The following is a 16967-nucleotide window of genomic DNA, read 5'->3' as shown; positions in this document are numbered from 1 at the left end:
GTGGATAAACCTGTGGACAAGTGCCTTGTTATCCACAGTTTTATTCACATCATGTTAACAACGGAATATTTGTTCGTTGGATAATTCCGCGTTTGAAAGGAGCATTTTCCCAGTGACCACTATGGATCACGCCTATTGGATGAAAGAAGCCATTCAGGAAGCGTATAAGGCAGAAACGTTAGGTGAAGTCCCCATCGGAGCTGTCATCGTAAAAGATAATGAAATCATCGGCCGCGGTTACAATTTGCGCGAGACGGATGCTGACCCAACCGCACATGCAGAGATGGTTGCCATTCGTCAGGCCAGTGAGCACTTAGGCGCTTGGCGCCTGCTGGATTGTAGGCTGTATGTCACTCTGGAGCCGTGTCCAATGTGCGCCGGAGCCATTGTTCAATCACGGGTTCCCCATTTGATATACGGAACTACAGATCCCAAGGCAGGCTGCGCAGGCACGCTGATGAATTTATTACAGGAGCCTCGGTTTAATCACTGTACAGAAGTAACTAGTGGTGTACTGCAGGAGGAATGCGCCTCGCTGCTAACGAGCTTTTTTCGGCATCTCCGGCAAAAAAGAGCGGCAGCCAGATTGTCTCCTCCCTCATCCTCATCCTGAGGGGGAAAAGTCCAAAACACTTCATCTCATTGCTAATTCCCCATGGAAGGAGACCAACCCATGCCTATGAGCTTGTATAATACGCCTCAAGGTATCTTTTTACGGCCATTTAGCTTGGCGGATAGCGAAGCCCTTCTCGCCCTTAGGCACCGTAATAGGGATTCCCATGCGCCTTATGAGCCGCTTTACGAGGATTCATTTTTCACATTAGAGAAACAGCAGGATTATATCCGTCAGAAATTGCGTCAGGCCGAAGAGGATCGAGGTTACGTGTTCGGTATCTTTCTCTTAAAGGAAGAACGGCTCATCGGTTATATCTCTATTTCCAATCTAGTACGTGGAGTTGGACAATTCGCTGATATCGGTTACATGATGGATCATCATGAACAGGGTAAAGGGCATATGACCGCTGCCTTAAAGTTGATCATACAATATGCCTTTCGTGCCTTATCTCTACATCGTCTCCAAGCGGGTACCCTTTTGCATAATGATCCCTCACAACGTGTATTAAAAAAATGCGGCTTCCAGCCAGAAGGCATTGCTCGCAAGCTTATACAGATTCAGGGCGCATGGCAGGATCACCAGATGTTTGGACTTTTGGCTGAGGATGACGTGTGGCAGAGCTAAATGACTGCACAGGGACAACATTAACAGTAAACAAAAAACCGCCCGGCTTATGCCGAGCGGTTTTCTTACATCATATACGAAAAAAATGATGTTTTGCAATCATGTCATCCCATAATTAAGGAGCAACAGTTTGCATTTTTTGTTGCAGTTGTTCCATAGTCAGGACTTGATCACCTGTTGGAATACCCACTTTAAATGCTGCTTTAGCATTGATTTTGCTGTATTGCGTGTAGCCTGTTACGGACAATTTCACATTGTCTTTTGTAGCCGGATCATTCATCTCTACATTCGCATTCAGGTCTTGATACACAGGAATGTTATCCTTGTTCAAAGCTGTGTTAATGTCAAATTGTTTCACCGTCAAATAGTTTTTCAACTCATCCAGCTTTTTGCTAACTTCGCTGGTGTTGGATTGCAGTTCTTTCTTCGCTTCAGCCAGCTCTTCCTTCTTCACTTGAAGCATGCCAGCATATTCATCTTTAGACATCACATCAAGGACTTTAGGAAGCGCCTTAGTGATAAATGTATTGGTCGCTTGCTTCACATTGTCGTTCGTTATTTTGAACTGAACTACTTGTTTAGCTTCAACGCCTTGTGGCAATTTAGCGTCTTTAGGATCAATATCAAAGAAGTACGTAGCTTGATCATACTCGTTCATAATAGCAGCAATCACTTCATTCGCAAATTTCTGCGATTTTTCCTGATCCATGGCTGCAGGATTAAATTCTTGTCCTGATTGTTTAGCCAGTTCTTGTGGATCAATGATCAGGAATTTACCTACAACATCCTGTGGAAGCGGGTAAAATGGAATATTAGGAATTTTAACGTACAGTTTATCTTTAGTCATTACCATTGGAATCGTGAAGCTGGTGGAAAGATCACCTTTCAAATGAATGCCGAGCGTCATTTCAGATTGGAAAGGTTCTTTTTGGTATACACCATCCAGCGTAATATCAGCATTTTTCAGCATGCTAGTTACCATTGCACTTTGCTCACTTGGAACAGAAGCGGATGTAATGGTCAGTTCCTTAATCGTGAATTGACTTTTGGATTCATAAGAATTCAATTTCATTGCATTAGCTGTACCGGTCGTAACAGCTTCCTTCGGTTCTAACTTCTTGCTACAACCTACCAGGGCTACCGTCAAAAGCAACACCATAGTGAGTACCAAGACGGATAACTTTTTACTCATTGTGTAGATTCTCTCCTCTCGTAATTAACCCCTTTTTTATGCTAACAAAAAAAATACACACCTTCTATTTTAACTCATATTCTCAAACGGCGAAACACTTATTGGAAAATTTTCTTACAATAAGCACAAAGACACCCTGGCTCTCTAACCAGGGTGTCTTACACTATGCAATATATTTTAGGAGAAAGGTCTGCCTGCTTATGAGCCTTCTCTATTATGGTGATCCACGTGATTCCGCTGTTTCACCTTCTTGGAACCGGATAACGGCTCCTGCTGATGACTACGCTCACGCTTTTCGTTACTTCCACCAGAATCCTGTGCTTCGGGAACAGGAATGGCTTTAGGCTTGCTCATTTATGCATCCTCCATTCTCAGTCTATATTTTTGGTACATCAACGAATCCGTTTATTACCATTAAAAATAGGACTATAGATGGTGTAGATCTTCCGTTTTATCGTGATTTAGTGAATCCTGATGACGGCGATCATTACGATCCTGCTGCACTTGCTGTGCCTGATGACTATTAACTGGACGTTGCTCCAAATCATCAACAATGTTAGACAGGTTTTTATCCAGTCCGTTTTTGGCTTTTGTCATGTAGCCTTCCTCCTCATTCCTTCATGACCTACGAATGCGTCAACGACTGTAATGTTTGGGCACATTGGTGAATATGCCGAGTATAATCGGACACTAACTGCTGAATGATATCTGTTCGTTCATCCACAGACTGTCCGTCCCGCTCTACATCGACTAAGCTAACCTGTACTTCCCGGGAGTCTACATAAGTACATGCAAAATCAAAGGAGTACATTTGTCGGCCTTCAACCTCGATGTGGATTCGTATAGCCCGGTTATTGGCTTCATCTGCCTGTACCTGTGATTTGTCCCCTGAATTCAAAAGAATCGGCAGTTGTTCCTGCCAGGCCTCTACCAGCTTTTGCTGGTCTACTGTCATTTCTCGATTCATGCCAGCACCTCCACATCTGATAACGTGTGAAAAAAACGAGCTTTTTATACAACAAAAAAGCCATTCTCCACGATTCCTGATCATTAGCTTATAAAGGCCAATGTATCAGCTATCGTATTTGAATGACTTGGTTTATTTAAAATATGGCGGAGAGGATGGGATTCGAACCCATGTGAGCTTGCACTCTAACGGTTTTCAAGACCGCCCCGTTATGACCGCTTCGGTACCTCTCCAGGTGGTAAATGGATAAAGCTGCTTCCCTTTTAACATACTCAGGCGCAACAAAATTATTTTACCACAGGATTTCTAAGAATGCAACACTTACTGCTTAGGAGCAATAACCTCAACACCTCGCATGTATGAACGCAGGACTTCTGGGATCACGATGCTTCCGTCCTCTTGCTGATAGTTCTCCAAAATAGCAGCCACAGTCCGACCCACAGCCAATCCTGAACCGTTCAGCGTATGTACAAATTCAGGCTTCGCCTTCAAATCTGGACGGAAACGAATGTTTGCACGACGCGCTTGGAAGTCTTCTGTGTTTGAACAAGAAGAAATCTCGCGGTACATGCCACTCTCAGGCAACCATACTTCCAGATCGTACGTTTTGGCAGACGTAAAACCCATATCTCCAGTGCAAAGTGCCAGCACGCGATATGGAAGTCCGAGCAGCTGTAAAACACGCTCAGCGTTATTCGTCATTTTCTCCAATTCCTCATAGGAGGTATCCGGGTGAACCAGCTTAAGCATCTCTACCTTATTGAACTGATGCTGACGGATCAGGCCACGTGTATCACGTCCTGCTGATCCTGCCTCTGAGCGAAAGCAAGAGCTGTATGCCACATAATATTTCGGAAGCTGCTCCGCATTCATGATCTCTTCACGGTGGTAGTTGGTTACCGGAACTTCAGCCGTAGGAATGAGATAATACTCAGTATCACGCAGCTTAAACAAATCTTCTTCAAACTTCGGAAGTTGACCCGTTCCGTACAAGCTATCCCGATTTACAATGTATGGAGGAAGCATTTCTTCATAACCATGCTCACTGCTGTGCAGATCCATCATAAAGTTAATCAGCGCACGCTCTAATCTTGCTCCCAGTCCTTTGTAGAACGTAAAACGAGAACCCGTTACCTTGGCTGCTGCCTCAAAATCAAGAATATCTAGATCCTGAGCCAATTCCCAATGCGCTTTAGGTGTAAAAGAAAACTCGCGTGGCTCCGACCAGCGACGGATTTCTACATTATCCTCTTCCGATGCACCTACAGGTACTGTTTCACTAGGAATATTCGGAATAGACATCACCAGTTCGTCGATCTGTACTTCCAGTTCGCGTACTTGCTCATCTAATTCTTTAATACGATCGGAGACTTGACGCATTTCTGCAATCAGATCATCCGCATTTTCCTTATTCTTCTTCAACTTGGCTACTTCACCGGATACCACGTTCCGACGATTTTTGAGTCCTTCGCTTTCTTGAAGTAACTCACGACGGCTTACATCCAGATCTGTAAAACCATTAATCAGATCCAGAGATTTCCCCCTGTTCTGCAAAGCTTTCTCAACCCGACCAAGCTCATTACGTAAAATCTTTATATCTAACACAGGTAATCCCTCCTACACTACAAACCTGACTTTCCCCTATTCGCGGACCATATCCACAAAATACTGATGTAACCGGTAATCGTCTGTTAACTCCGGATGGAAGGATGAAGCCAGCAAATGACCCTGACGGGCTGCCACGATCTCGCCGTTATACTCAGACAGCACATCTACTCCCGTTCCAACAGACTGTATTAATGGCGCGCGTATAAATACAGCACGAACCGGTTCCTCAATCCCTTTAATGTTCAAGTCTGTTTCAAAGCTTTCTCTTTGGCGACCAAATGCATTACGCGATACTGTAATATCCATGAGTCCCAAATGTGCTTCTTCCTGTCCTTGAATCGTTTTAGCCAGTACAATCAATCCCGCGCAAGTACCGAATACAGGCTTGCCTTGATTGGAAAACTGACGTACAGCCTCTATAAAATTATACTTGCGCATTAGCTTACCGATAGTGGTACTTTCACCACCGGGAATGATAAGACCGGACAGCTCATCGAGCTGTTCGATCTTCTTCACCGCTATACCTTCCGCACCCGCACGTTCAACGCTTCGTATATGTTCAGCTACAGCGCCTTGCAGCGACAATACACCTATTTTCATGCCGGTCCCTTCTTTCTTACCAACCACGATCCTGCATGCGCTCATGCGGTGCCAGTTTGGAAATTTCAATGCCTTTCATAGGAGTTCCCAAATTCTTGGAGACTTCTGCAATTAGCTTGTAATCCGTATAATGAGTGGTCGCTTCCACGATTGCACGTGCAAACTTCTCAGGGCTATCCGACTTGAAAATACCAGAACCTACAAAGACGCCATCAGCGCCTAAATGCATCATTAACGCGGCATCGGCAGGTGTCGCTACACCACCCGCTGCAAAGTTGACCACAGGCAGCTTGCCAAGCTCATGCACTTCTAACAGCAGTTCATAAGCAACTCCGAGGTTTTTCGCTTCTGCATACAGCTCGTCCTTCGACAAGTTTTGCACCTTGCGAATTTGACCATTGATAAAACGCATATGCCGAACGGCCTCAACAATATTCCCAGTTCCCGGTTCGCCCTTCGTACGGATCATAGATGCACCCTCACCAATACGACGCAGCGCTTCTCCCAGATCCTTGGCTCCACAAACAAATGGAACGGTGAACTCCCGCTTATCAATATGGAAAACTTCATCCGCAGGTGTCAGCACCTCGCTCTCATCGAGATAGTCAACACCGAGAGATTCCAGTACCTTTGCCTCTACAAAGTGACCGATGCGAGCCTTAGCCATAACAGGAATAGAAACAACCTTCATAACTTCTTCCACAATCGTTGGGTCAGCCATACGAGCAACCCCACCAGCTGCACGGATATCCGAAGGCACCCGTTCAAGAGCCATTACAGCTGTAGCTCCTGCTGCCTCTGCAATTTTAGCCTGCTCAGCGTTCATGACATCCATGATTACGCCGCCTTTTTGCATCTCTGCCATACCTCTTTTTACACGCGAAGTTCCCGTTTCCATGTCGTTGCCTCCTGTAAGGGTTACGTTTAGATTCTAACTTAATATTTTACCGCACGAATGCCAAATACACAATCATTTCAAGCTGCAAAATAAGTAATGAAAAACAAGGTAGGTCGCCTAGCTTTGCTTTTTTAGAAGAGGTTCTTAATTCCTTGGAACAGATCTCCGAAGAAATCACCGATTGCCCGGAAAAGCATTCGGAACCAGCCGCCCTCTTCTACTGCCGTCGTAGTAACCAGATCAACGGTTTTTGTCTGCCCTTTATCCACACCGTCTGTCTTGTACGTGTACGTAATTGTTCCGACTTTGGCCCCTTGCTTCAAAGGTGCCACCAGAGAGCTTGCTGGTGTAATGTTCGTTGTAAAGGTTACCTTAGGATTGCTCGCACCCTTAGGTACAATAAAGCTTACTGCATCCTTGGTGACGATCGGTACTTCTGTTTCCGTACCTTTGGTCACAGGCACATTCTCAACACCCTTAACCACCGTCTTTGGAGCAACAACCTGCTTCACTTCAAAGTTATCAAAACCATAGTTCAGCACTTTAGCTGTCTCTGTGAAACGATGAGGCTCTGAATCTGCTCCCATAACTACACTGATGAGACGCATTCCGTTGCGCTCAGCGGTTCCTGTAAAACAGTTTCCAGCATTGCTCGTATGGCCCGTTTTCATTCCGTCCAAGCCGGGATAAGCAAACTTTCTAAAGTTAGTAATATTTTTGTTTGCTTCTAGCATCCAGTTATAGTTAATAATTGGTGCTTTGTCAGTCGGTCGGAATTTGTAAGATTGAATTGTGGTAAACCGTGTATAATCCGGGTGGTCCTTTATAATGTTACTAGCTAATGTCGCTGCATCTCTCGCTGTCATCACAGTTTCCCGGTCTGTATCCGGCTGGAAGCCTTTCGGCATATCACCACGGTCCAAACCAGTCGAGTTGATAAAATACGTATTTTTCATGCCCATTTTCTGAGCTGTTTCATTCATTAGTTTTACAAAGTCCTGCTCAGTTCCGGATACGCGTTCAGCAAGTGCTACTGTTGCATCATTAGCAGAACCTACCGCCATTGCAATATAAAGCTCTTCTACCGTATGTTGATCCCCTTGAGCCAAAAAAATACGTGATCCAATGCTCTTAGAAGCATTCTCGTTAACCGTAACCTTATCCGTCCACTTGAGTTTACCTTGCTTAACCTGTTCAGCCACGATGTATTCTGTCATCATTTTAGTCATACTTGCTGGTGGAAGTGGCTCATCTGGATTCATAGACAGCAATACTTGCCCAGTGGAAGGCTCGATCAAAATGGCAGAACGTAGTGCCAGACTAGGGGGGTTAATAGAACCTGTCCCCGTAATATTGGTTGCCTGTGTTGCCGCTCCAGCTGCAAAAGTAGCCACGCTCGGATCAAAATTTCCTACAACAGGCAATGCCGACATATACATCATATTAAGCACCATGACTGCAGTCACACTCTTTTTAATCATGCTGCGTTTTGTATTTTGCTTTAAATTGTTCGCTTTCAAATGAATACAAACTCCTCTCGTACCTCAACCCGATCCGCTATGTATAACGAGACGGTGGTTACAGCCTCTACTTGGCCAATGTAATTAATGTTTTAATGTTATAAAATCCAGTTTTATTTCGTTTTCTTAGTTGTATCCTGTCATGAGCATTTCCTGCTCGAATCTTCTTCACTGGTAGGAATCGTCCAAAAGACCTACGTGCCCTAATTCATCACTAATTTCGTCATAAAGGCGGACACTTGTCTATTCTATCACAGGGGTATCTCTAAAAAAAGACAGGCAGAGCGAAATACGCTCTGCCTGTCGTCAAGTCTACTACAGCCGAACTTTATAGAGAGTAGTTTGGTGCTTCTTTCGTAATTTGCACATCATGCGGATGGCTCTCACGCAGACCAGCGCCTGTAATACGGATAAAGCTTGTATCGTTACGAAGCTCCTCAATATTAGCTGTACCGCAATAACCCATACCAGAACGAAGACCGCCCAACAGCTGATGAACAGTGTCGGAAAGTGGTCCTTTATAAGCAACGCGTCCTTCTATGCCTTCCGGTACCAATTTCTTGTCGTCATCTTGGAAATAACGATCTTTACTACCTTGCTTCATCGCAGCCATAGATCCCATGCCACGATATACTTTGAAGCGGCGTCCTTGATAAATTTCAGATTCGCCTGGGCTTTCTTCCGTACCTGCAAAAAGACTTCCCAGCATTACCGCAGAAGCTCCTGCCGCAATAGCCTTTGTAATTTCACCGGAGTATTTAATACCGCCGTCTGCAATAATCGGAATATTATATTCACGTGCTACTGTTGCACAATCATAAATTGCTGTTACTTGTGGAACACCAATCCCTGCGATTACGCGTGTTGTACAGATGGAGCCTGGACCAATACCGACTTTTACGACCGATGCTCCAGCTTCAATCAATTCGCGCGTTCCGTCACCAGTAGCTACATTACCTGCTACAATCGTCAGATCAGGATAAGCTTCACGCAGCTTGCGGACTGCTTCAATAATGTTAATATGATGCCCGTGAGCAGAGTCCACAACAATCATATCCACACCAGCTTTTACAAGTGCTTCAGTCCGATCAAATGTATCTTTGGAAATGCCGACAGCCGCACCGACCAGAAGACGGCCTTGTGCATCTTTCGCTGCGTTCGGAAATTGAATAGCTTTCTCAATATCTTTAATGGTGATAAGGCCTTTGAGATAATTTTCATCATCGACCAAAGGGAGCTTTTCAATTTTATGCTTTTGCAAAATGACTTCCGCTTCCTGTAAAGTCGTACCTACAGGTGCAGTTACCAGTTCTTCCTTCGTCATGACTTCACTGATTTTAAGGTTAAAATCGTGAATAAAGCGAAGATCGCGGTTAGTAATAATACCCACCAGTTTGTTTTCTTCGTTTACAACAGGTACACCAGAAATGCGGTATTTACCCATAACTGCTTCAGCATCGGATACCAAATGATCCGGAGTCAATGAGAATGGATTGGTGATAACACCGCTCTCCGAACGTTTAACCCGATCCACCTCTACCGCTTGCTGTTCAATCGACATATTTTTATGAATAATACCGATACCGCCCTCACGAGCCATCGCGATTGCCAACACTGCCTCAGTAACAGTATCCATACCAGCACTCATCAAAGGAATATTCAGCTTTACGTTATCACTCAAACGAGTCGCCACGCTTACTTCTTTGGGCAGAACCACCGACTTGCGAGGTACCAGCAAAACATCGTCAAAGGTAAGGCCTTCCTTACCGAATTTATCTTCCCACACCAAGATGATCCTCCTTCAAATTGTTTAGTCTGTATTGGTCTTGTTGTCTGTCCGACATGGACAAATCAAGGCTCTCTGAAAATATATTATTGCAATCTTAGCAAAGCGGTATAGGGGTGTCAAGCCTTCATCAATAGCCCTAACCTTTAGTATTTCCCTGTACAAACAACTGTACTCCTACGAAGGACAACCTTTAAAAATAAGCGTTTCCAAAGGTAATAACTATTTACAAGAGCATATCTCCTCTTTGAGTCGCAGCATGGAAGCAATTATATAAGTGGTTTGTACCGTAATATACCAAAGAGAACCATGATCTCAATGAGATCATGGTTCTCTTTACTTGTTGCTTGGCGACGTCCTACTCTCCCAGGACCCTGCGGTCCAAGTACCATCGGCGCTGGAGGGCTTAACGGTCGTGTTCGGGATGGGTACGTGTGGAACCCCTCCGCTATCGCCACCAAACATGAATTCACATCGTAAATTCTACCGTATGGTTATTCGGTTCATCACTTATCGTGTGAATGAATAGCCATGCGCTTATTGTATGTCACTTGTACATACTTTCAAGGTTACACCCTGAAAACTGGATCCGAAACTCATTTGCGTTTTATTTAGGATAAGCCCTCGACCGATTAGTATTGGTCAGCTCCATGCATTACTGCACTTCCACCCCCAACCTATCTACCTCGTCGTCTTCAAGGGGTCTTACTAATTGGGAAATCTCATCTTGAGGGGGGCTTCACGCTTAGATGCTTTCAGCGCTTATCCCTTCCGTACATAGCTACCCAGCGGTGCTCCTGGCGGAACAACTGGTACACCAGCGGTACGTCCATCCCGGTCCTCTCGTACTAAGGACAGCTCCTCTCAAATTTCCTACGCCCACGACAGATAGGGACCGAACTGTCTCACGACGTTCTGAACCCAGCTCGCGTACCGCTTTAATGGGCGAACAGCCCAACCCTTGGGACCTACTTCAGCCCCAGGATGCGATGAGCCGACATCGAGGTGCCAAACCTCCCCGTCGATGTGGACTCTTGGGGGAGATAAGCCTGTTATCCCCAGGGTAGCTTTTATCCGTTGAGCGATGGCCCTTCCATGCGGTACCACCGGATCACTAAGCCCGACTTTCGTCCCTGCTCGACTTGTAGGTCTCGCAGTCAAGCTCCCTTCTGCCTTTGCACTCTTCGAATGATTTCCAACCATTCTGAGGGAACCTTGGGGCGCCTCCGTTACTCTTTAGGAGGCGACCGCCCCAGTCAAACTGCCCACCTGACACTGTCCTCGCACCGGATTACGGTACCAAGTTAGAACCTAGATACGATCAGGGTGGTATCCCAAGGATGCCTCCTCTCAAGCTGGCGCTCAAGATTCAACGGCTCCCACCTATCCTGTACAGATCGTACCCAAATTCAATATCAAGCTGCAGTAAAGCTCCATGGGGTCTTTCCGTCTTGTCGCGGGTAACCTGCATCTTCACAGGTATTAAAATTTCACCGGATCTCTCGTTGAGACAGCGCCCAAGTCGTTACGCCATTCGTGCGGGTCAGAATTTACCTGACAAGGAATTTCGCTACCTTAGGACCGTTATAGTTACGGCCGCCGTTTACTGGGGCTTCGGTTCATAGCTTCGCCCGAAGGCTTACCACTCCCCTTAACCTTCCAGCACCGGGCAGGCGTCAGCCCGTATACTTCGCCTTGCGGCTTCGCACAGACCTGTGTTTTTGCTAAACAGTCGCTTGGGCCTTTTCACTGCGGCCCCCTCGGGCTATTCACCCTACCGAGGCACCCCTTCTCCCGAAGTTACGGGGTCATTTTGCCGAGTTCCTTAACGAGAGTTCTTCCGCGCGCCTTAGAATTCTCTTCTCGCCTACCTGTGTCGGTTTGCGGTACGGGCACCTTCTCCTGGCTAGAGGCTTTTCTTGGCAGTCTGAGATCATGACCTTCGCTACTACAATTTTCGCTCCCCATCACAGCCCAGCCTTACGATGTGCGGATTTGCCTACACACCAGCCTCACTGCTTAGACGGACATCCATCAGTCCGCGTCACTACCCTACTGCGTCACCCCATCGCTCATAACGGATTACGGTGGTACAGGAATTTCGACCTGTTGTCCTTCGACTACGCCTATCGGCCTCGCCTTAGGTCCCGACTTACCCTGAGCGGACGAACCTTCCTCAGGAACCCTTAGGCTTTCGGCGGATCTGATTCTCACAGATCTTTTCGTTACTCATACCGGCATTCTCACTTGAATGCAGTCCAGCGCTCCTTACGGTACACCTTCAACCCGCATTCAACGCTCCCCTACCCCTGATGCAAGCATCAAGCCATAGCTTCGGTGGTGTGTTTAGCCCCGTTACATTTTCGGCGCAGAGTCACTCGACCAGTGAGCTATTACGCACTCTTTCAATGGTGGCTGCTTCTAAGCCAACATCCTGGTTGTCTGTGCAACTCCACATCCTTTCCCACTTAACACACACTTGGGGACCTTAGCTGATGGTCTGGGCTGTTTCCCTTTCGACAATGGATCTTAGCACTCACTGTCTGACTCCCGGAACTAAATCTATGGCATTCGGAGTTTGACTGAGCTTGGTAACCCTTGCGGGCCCCGCACCCAATCAGTGCTCTACCTCCACGATTCTTTTTTCCGAGGCTAGCCCTAAAGCTATTTCGGGGAGAACCAGCTATCTCCGGGTTCGATTGGAATTTCTCCGCTACCCCCACCTCATCCCCGCATTTTTCAACATGCGTGGGTTCGGGCCTCCAGTGCGTGTTACCGCACCTTCACCCTGGACAGGGGTAGATCACCCGGTTTCGGGTCTACGTCCACGTACTCAAGTCGCCCTATTCAGACTCGCTTTCGCTGCGGCTTCAGCTCTTCACCTTAACCTTGCACGGGAACGTAACTCGCCGGTTCATTCTACAAAAGGCACGCCATCACCCATAGATCGGGCTCTGACTTCTTGTAAGCACACGGTTTCAGGATCTATTTCACTCCCCTTCCGGGGTGCTTTTCACCTTTCCCTCACGGTACTGCTTCACTATCGGTCGCCAGGGAGTATTTAGCCTTGGCAGATGGTCCTGCCGGATTCATACGGGGTTTCACGTGCCCCGCACTACTCGGGATCCGTCTCGGAGAGAACAAGTTTTGAACTACAGGGCTTTTACCTTCTCTGGCGGGCCTTTCCAGACCTCTTCATCTAACCGGTTCCTTTGTAACTCCATGTGAGACGTCCCACAACCCCAAGGAGCAAGCTCCTTGGTTTGGGCTAATCCGCGTTCGCTCGCCGCTACTGACGGAATCACTATTGTTTTCTCTTCCTCAGGGTACTTAGATGTTTCAGTTCCCCTGGTCTGCCTCTATTCTGCCTATGTATTCAGCAGAAAGTGACTGTCGATGAAGACAGCCGGGTTTCCCCATTCGGACATCCCCGGATCAAAGCTTGCTTACAGCTCCCCGAGGCCTTATCGTTGTTCGCCACGTCCTTCGTCGGCTCCTGGCGCCTAGGCATCCTCCGTGTGCTCTTTGTAGCTTAACCTAGTATTTACATGGTAAATACGATTTGCTTTGAATTTCGGTTCAACACAAATATGTGAATAAAATTCAAGGCAGCTACCTTTATTTCACTTGTTTACACAAGATCAGCTTAAAGGAATATTCTAAAACGCAATTTCGTTTCGGTATCCAGTTTTCAAGGTGCAATACAGTTTCATCGAAACTGTAGCCTGTGTGAATATCGGTCTAACTCAGCCGAGTAGATGATATTCATGCAGTATGTTGAGAGTTTGAGCTCTCAAAACTGAGCAACGAGTGAGTAAGTTAAGGATATTCATTTCATTCACACGAACGTGATGAACCGAATTGAATATCCGGTCGCAGGTACATGTACCTGCTGATTTGAATGTTTCCGTTGCAGGAAACGATTCTCCATAGAAAGGAGGTGATCCAGCCGCACCTTCCGATACGGCTACCTTGTTACGACTTCACCCCAATCATCTACCCCACCTTCGGCGGCTGGCTCCCTTGCGGGTTACCCCACCGACTTCGGGTGTTGTAAACTCTCGTGGTGTGACGGGCGGTGTGTACAAGACCCGGGAACGTATTCACCGCGGCATGCTGATCCGCGATTACTAGCAATTCCGACTTCATGTAGGCGAGTTGCAGCCTACAATCCGAACTGAGACCGGCTTTTCTAGGATTGGCTCCACCTCGCGATTTCGCTTCCCGTTGTACCGGCCATTGTAGTACGTGTGTAGCCCAGGTCATAAGGGGCATGATGATTTGACGTCATCCCCACCTTCCTCCGGTTTGTCACCGGCAGTCTGCTTAGAGTGCCCAGCTTGACCTGCTGGCAACTAAGCATAAGGGTTGCGCTCGTTGCGGGACTTAACCCAACATCTCACGACACGAGCTGACGACAACCATGCACCACCTGTCTCCTCTGTCCCGAAGGAAAGGTCTATCTCTAGACCGGTCAGAGGGATGTCAAGACCTGGTAAGGTTCTTCGCGTTGCTTCGAATTAAACCACATACTCCACTGCTTGTGCGGGTCCCCGTCAATTCCTTTGAGTTTCAGTCTTGCGACCGTACTCCCCAGGCGGAATGCTTAATGTGTTAACTTCGGCACCAAGGGTATCGAAACCCCTAACACCTAGCATTCATCGTTTACGGCGTGGACTACCAGGGTATCTAATCCTGTTTGCTCCCCACGCTTTCGCGCCTCAGCGTCAGTTACAGCCCAGAGAGTCGCCTTCGCCACTGGTGTTCCTCCACATATCTACGCATTTCACCGCTACACGTGGAATTCCACTCTCCTCTTCTGCACTCAAGCTCCCCAGTTTCCAGTGCGACCCGAAGTTGAGCCTCGGGATTAAACACCAGACTTAAAGAGCCGCCTGCGCGCGCTTTACGCCCAATAATTCCGGACAACGCTTGCCCCCTACGTATTACCGCGGCTGCTGGCACGTAGTTAGCCGGGGCTTTCTTCTCAGGTACCGTCACTCTTGTAGCAGTTACTCTACAAGACGTTCTTCCCTGGCAACAGAGCTTTACGATCCGAAAACCTTCATCACTCACGCGGCGTTGCTCCGTCAGGCTTTCGCCCATTGCGGAAGATTCCCTACTGCTGCCTCCCGTAGGAGTCTGGGCCGTGTCTCAGTCCCAGTGTGGCCGATCACCCTCTCAGGTCGGCTACGCATCGTCGCCTTGGTAGGCCTTTACCCCACCAACTAGCTAATGCGCCGCAGGCCCATCCACAAGTGACAGATTGCTCCGTCTTTCCTCCTTCTCCCATGCAGGAAAAGGATGTATCGGGTATTAGCTACCGTTTCCGGTAGTTATCCCTGTCTTGTGGGCAGGTTGCCTACGTGTTACTCACCCGTCCGCCGCTAGGTTATGTAGAAGCAAGCTTCTACATAACCCCGCTCGACTTGCATGTATTAGGCACGCCGCCAGCGTTCGTCCTGAGCCAGGATCAAACTCTCCATTAAAGACCAACCGAAGCTGGTTTATAGAAAGAGCGATAAGCTCATTTTGAAACTGACGAGATAAAAATATCTCTTGTTTGATTTTGCGAACAAAATCGTTTTACTCACTCGTTGTTCAGTTTTCAAAGATCAAACATTCTTTTTCGGTCGATTCAGTTTATCACTTCATCAACTCTTATATCATATCATCTCTGAGCCAACTTTGCAAGCACTTTTTTAAATCTTTTTTTGTAACACTCGCTCGCAATATTGTATTTCTTGGCCGGAATTAGAGTATACCACTCCGCATATTTAAATGCAACCGTTTTTTAATAAATTGTTTTTACTATCATTATTGTTGTAATGACATCCTGTGTACTCTGTACTTTTGCTAAATGGACTTAGTTATCTGCATCCAAGAACGACGTGAGATCCATTCAATGATCTCGAATACGCGTGTTGCTCATTACAACTCAAGTGCATATTCTGCTTTTTCTTTAATATTGATGATTTGACAAAGAAAGGATGGGTAAAAAAGATAAGGAGCTAGCAACAAACCATGCGATAGCAGCTTTGTTTCACGCAACTTTAGGTAATGATTAATTATAACTGTATAGAGGAGTAGATTTACTAATGAAGCAACGAAGGCGAACATGGACGAGAATTGTGTTTCTTATCATCTCTTGCTTACTGCTTTTCGTGATCTCAGGATTTGTGTATGAGTGGATTGCATCCAAAAAGGATAAATCACAATACCCACCTCCGGGGGAATTGGTCGATGCCGGGGGTTATCGACTCCATATTCGTAAACTCGGTAACGGCTCTCCAACAATATTGCTTGAATCAGGGAGCGGGGAAAGTAGCCTGTCATGGAGAGATATTCCCGAAAAACTGTCATCATTCACCACTGTTGTATCCTATGACCGGGCAGGCTATGCCTGGAGCGAGGAGGCTGCTACTCCACGAACCGGGGAAAACATCGTTCGAGAGCTTCATGTCGCCTTAAAAAACGCAGACATCCAAGCTCCTTATATTCTGGTAGGCCATTCCCTTGGAGGGATGTACTCAAGACTGTACGCGCAGACATACAAAGACGAAGTGGCAGGATTGGTTCTGGTGGATGCCAGGCCTGAAAATGACGCTCGCCGGACAAATGAGATCTATGCCAAGGAACGGCCTAAAGTCAATCCCTCCCCGTTAATATCCATTCTCCTAGAAAAGTCAGGGGCTTTTCGCCTGTTCCCCAATTTAATGCTAACGGGTCGGGTCGAATATCAAGATAGAAAATCTTTTGTGAATATTGTCGCTTCCTCTAAATACTTTCGATCTGTTGCGGAGGAGGGTGATCTAGCAAGCACTACCGAAGATGCCATACGGGGACAGCATCTGGGTAACCTCCCTGTACGTGTAATTGCCCGGGGCATTCAACAAGATTTGACTCAGTTCGGTATTAGTAAACGCGGAAATGATCAGATCGAACAAAGCTGGCAAATGGGACAGCGCGAGATGCTTAACATCTCTACAAACAGCAAATTTATTGTTGCCAAGAAGAGCGAGCATATGATCATCCATGATCAACCGGAGCTTGTCATCCAAGTCATCCGTGAACTCATCATCGACACAAGACACTTTCAGTCAACCATGTCTAAAGCATACACAGATGATTAGGGACTTTATATGTTAAACAGCAT

At 46.7% G+C, this 16967-nt stretch carries 12 protein-coding genes, 1 tRNA gene and 3 rRNA genes; 3 read left to right on the top strand and 13 right to left on the bottom strand.

All coding sequences use genetic code 11. From position 1 onward, the window contains the following. The first annotated feature begins 112 nt into the window (after positions 1–112). Together tadA and ACUUJN_RS00495 are read left to right on the top strand one after the other, a co-directional pair. Positions 113–613, top strand: a complete 501-nt coding sequence (gene tadA, locus ACUUJN_RS00500; RefSeq protein ID WP_068939350.1) for a tRNA adenosine(34) deaminase TadA — start codon at positions 113–115, stop codon at positions 611–613. 60 nt (positions 614–673) lie between these two features. Beyond that, the gene (locus ACUUJN_RS00495; RefSeq protein ID WP_053324342.1) at positions 674–1240 is read left to right on the top strand and encodes a GNAT family N-acetyltransferase; all 567 of its coding nucleotides are present in this window, start codon (positions 674–676) and stop codon (positions 1238–1240) included. 115 nt (positions 1241–1355) lie between these two features. On the opposite strand, the gene ACUUJN_RS00490 is transcribed toward ACUUJN_RS00495, so the two are convergent. From ACUUJN_RS00490 to ACUUJN_RS00430, 13 genes are all read right to left on the bottom strand, one after another. Then, on the bottom strand, positions 1356–2432 hold the full coding sequence (locus ACUUJN_RS00490) for a hypothetical protein (protein WP_028542606.1): 1077 nt from the start codon (positions 2430–2432) through the stop codon (positions 1356–1358). A 198-nt stretch (positions 2433–2630) separates the two neighbouring features. Next, the gene (locus ACUUJN_RS00485) at positions 2631–2786 is read right to left on the bottom strand and encodes a small acid-soluble spore protein P (RefSeq protein ID WP_025720032.1); all 156 of its coding nucleotides are present in this window, start codon (positions 2784–2786) and stop codon (positions 2631–2633) included. Positions 2787–2858: 72 nt separating this feature from the next. Next, positions 2859–3029: a hypothetical protein gene (locus ACUUJN_RS00480; RefSeq protein ID WP_007428073.1), complete on the bottom strand. Its 171-nt coding sequence runs from the start codon at positions 3027–3029 to the stop codon at positions 2859–2861. 28 nt (positions 3030–3057) lie between these two features. Further along, positions 3058–3399 (bottom strand): hypothetical protein, encoded by a 342-nt coding sequence (locus ACUUJN_RS00475; RefSeq protein WP_013308177.1) that lies wholly within the window; start codon positions 3397–3399, stop codon positions 3058–3060. Between the two features lie 144 nt (positions 3400–3543). Then, positions 3544–3632 (bottom strand) — tRNA-Ser (locus tag ACUUJN_RS00470). An 88-nt stretch (positions 3633–3720) separates the two neighbouring features. Next, complete coding sequence (serS, locus tag ACUUJN_RS00465) at positions 3721–5004, bottom strand: serine--tRNA ligase (protein ID WP_484669143.1); 1284 nt, start codon at positions 5002–5004, stop codon at positions 3721–3723. A gap of 36 nt (positions 5005–5040) precedes the next feature. After that, positions 5041–5607: a pyridoxal 5'-phosphate synthase glutaminase subunit PdxT gene (gene pdxT / locus ACUUJN_RS00460; protein WP_053324339.1), complete on the bottom strand. Its 567-nt coding sequence runs from the start codon at positions 5605–5607 to the stop codon at positions 5041–5043. A gap of 16 nt (positions 5608–5623) precedes the next feature. After that, positions 5624–6505, bottom strand: coding sequence for a pyridoxal 5'-phosphate synthase lyase subunit PdxS (gene pdxS, locus ACUUJN_RS00455; RefSeq protein ID WP_025720037.1), 882 nt, complete (start codon positions 6503–6505; stop codon positions 5624–5626). A gap of 131 nt (positions 6506–6636) precedes the next feature. Further along, a complete protein-coding gene (locus ACUUJN_RS00450; RefSeq protein ID WP_053324338.1) occupies positions 6637–8025 on the bottom strand; it encodes a D-alanyl-D-alanine carboxypeptidase family protein in 1389 nt (462 codons plus the stop codon). A 328-nt stretch (positions 8026–8353) separates the two neighbouring features. Then, positions 8354–9811, bottom strand: coding sequence for an IMP dehydrogenase (guaB, locus tag ACUUJN_RS00445; RefSeq protein ID WP_013308172.1), 1458 nt, complete (start codon positions 9809–9811; stop codon positions 8354–8356). A 345-nt stretch (positions 9812–10156) separates the two neighbouring features. Further along, a 5S ribosomal RNA gene (gene rrf, locus ACUUJN_RS00440) occupies positions 10157–10273 on the bottom strand. Positions 10274–10423: 150 nt separating this feature from the next. After that, positions 10424–13349, bottom strand: a 23S ribosomal RNA gene (locus ACUUJN_RS00435). Between the two features lie 395 nt (positions 13350–13744). Further along, positions 13745–15300: ribosomal RNA gene (locus ACUUJN_RS00430) — 16S ribosomal RNA — on the bottom strand. Together the 16S, 23S and 5S rRNA genes form the textbook arrangement of a ribosomal RNA operon. 609 nt (positions 15301–15909) lie before the next feature. Here ACUUJN_RS00430 and ACUUJN_RS00425 point away from each other — a divergent pair. Continuing rightward, a complete protein-coding gene (locus tag ACUUJN_RS00425) occupies positions 15910–16944 on the top strand; it encodes an alpha/beta hydrolase (RefSeq protein WP_484669142.1) in 1035 nt (344 codons plus the stop codon). Positions 16945–16967: the final 23 nt, after the last annotated feature.

The sequence above is a fragment of the Paenibacillus sp. LRG-1 genome, assembly GCF_057220305.1.
Note: the sequence above shows the minus strand (reverse complement) of the source record. Positions and strands in the feature narration are given on the sequence as shown.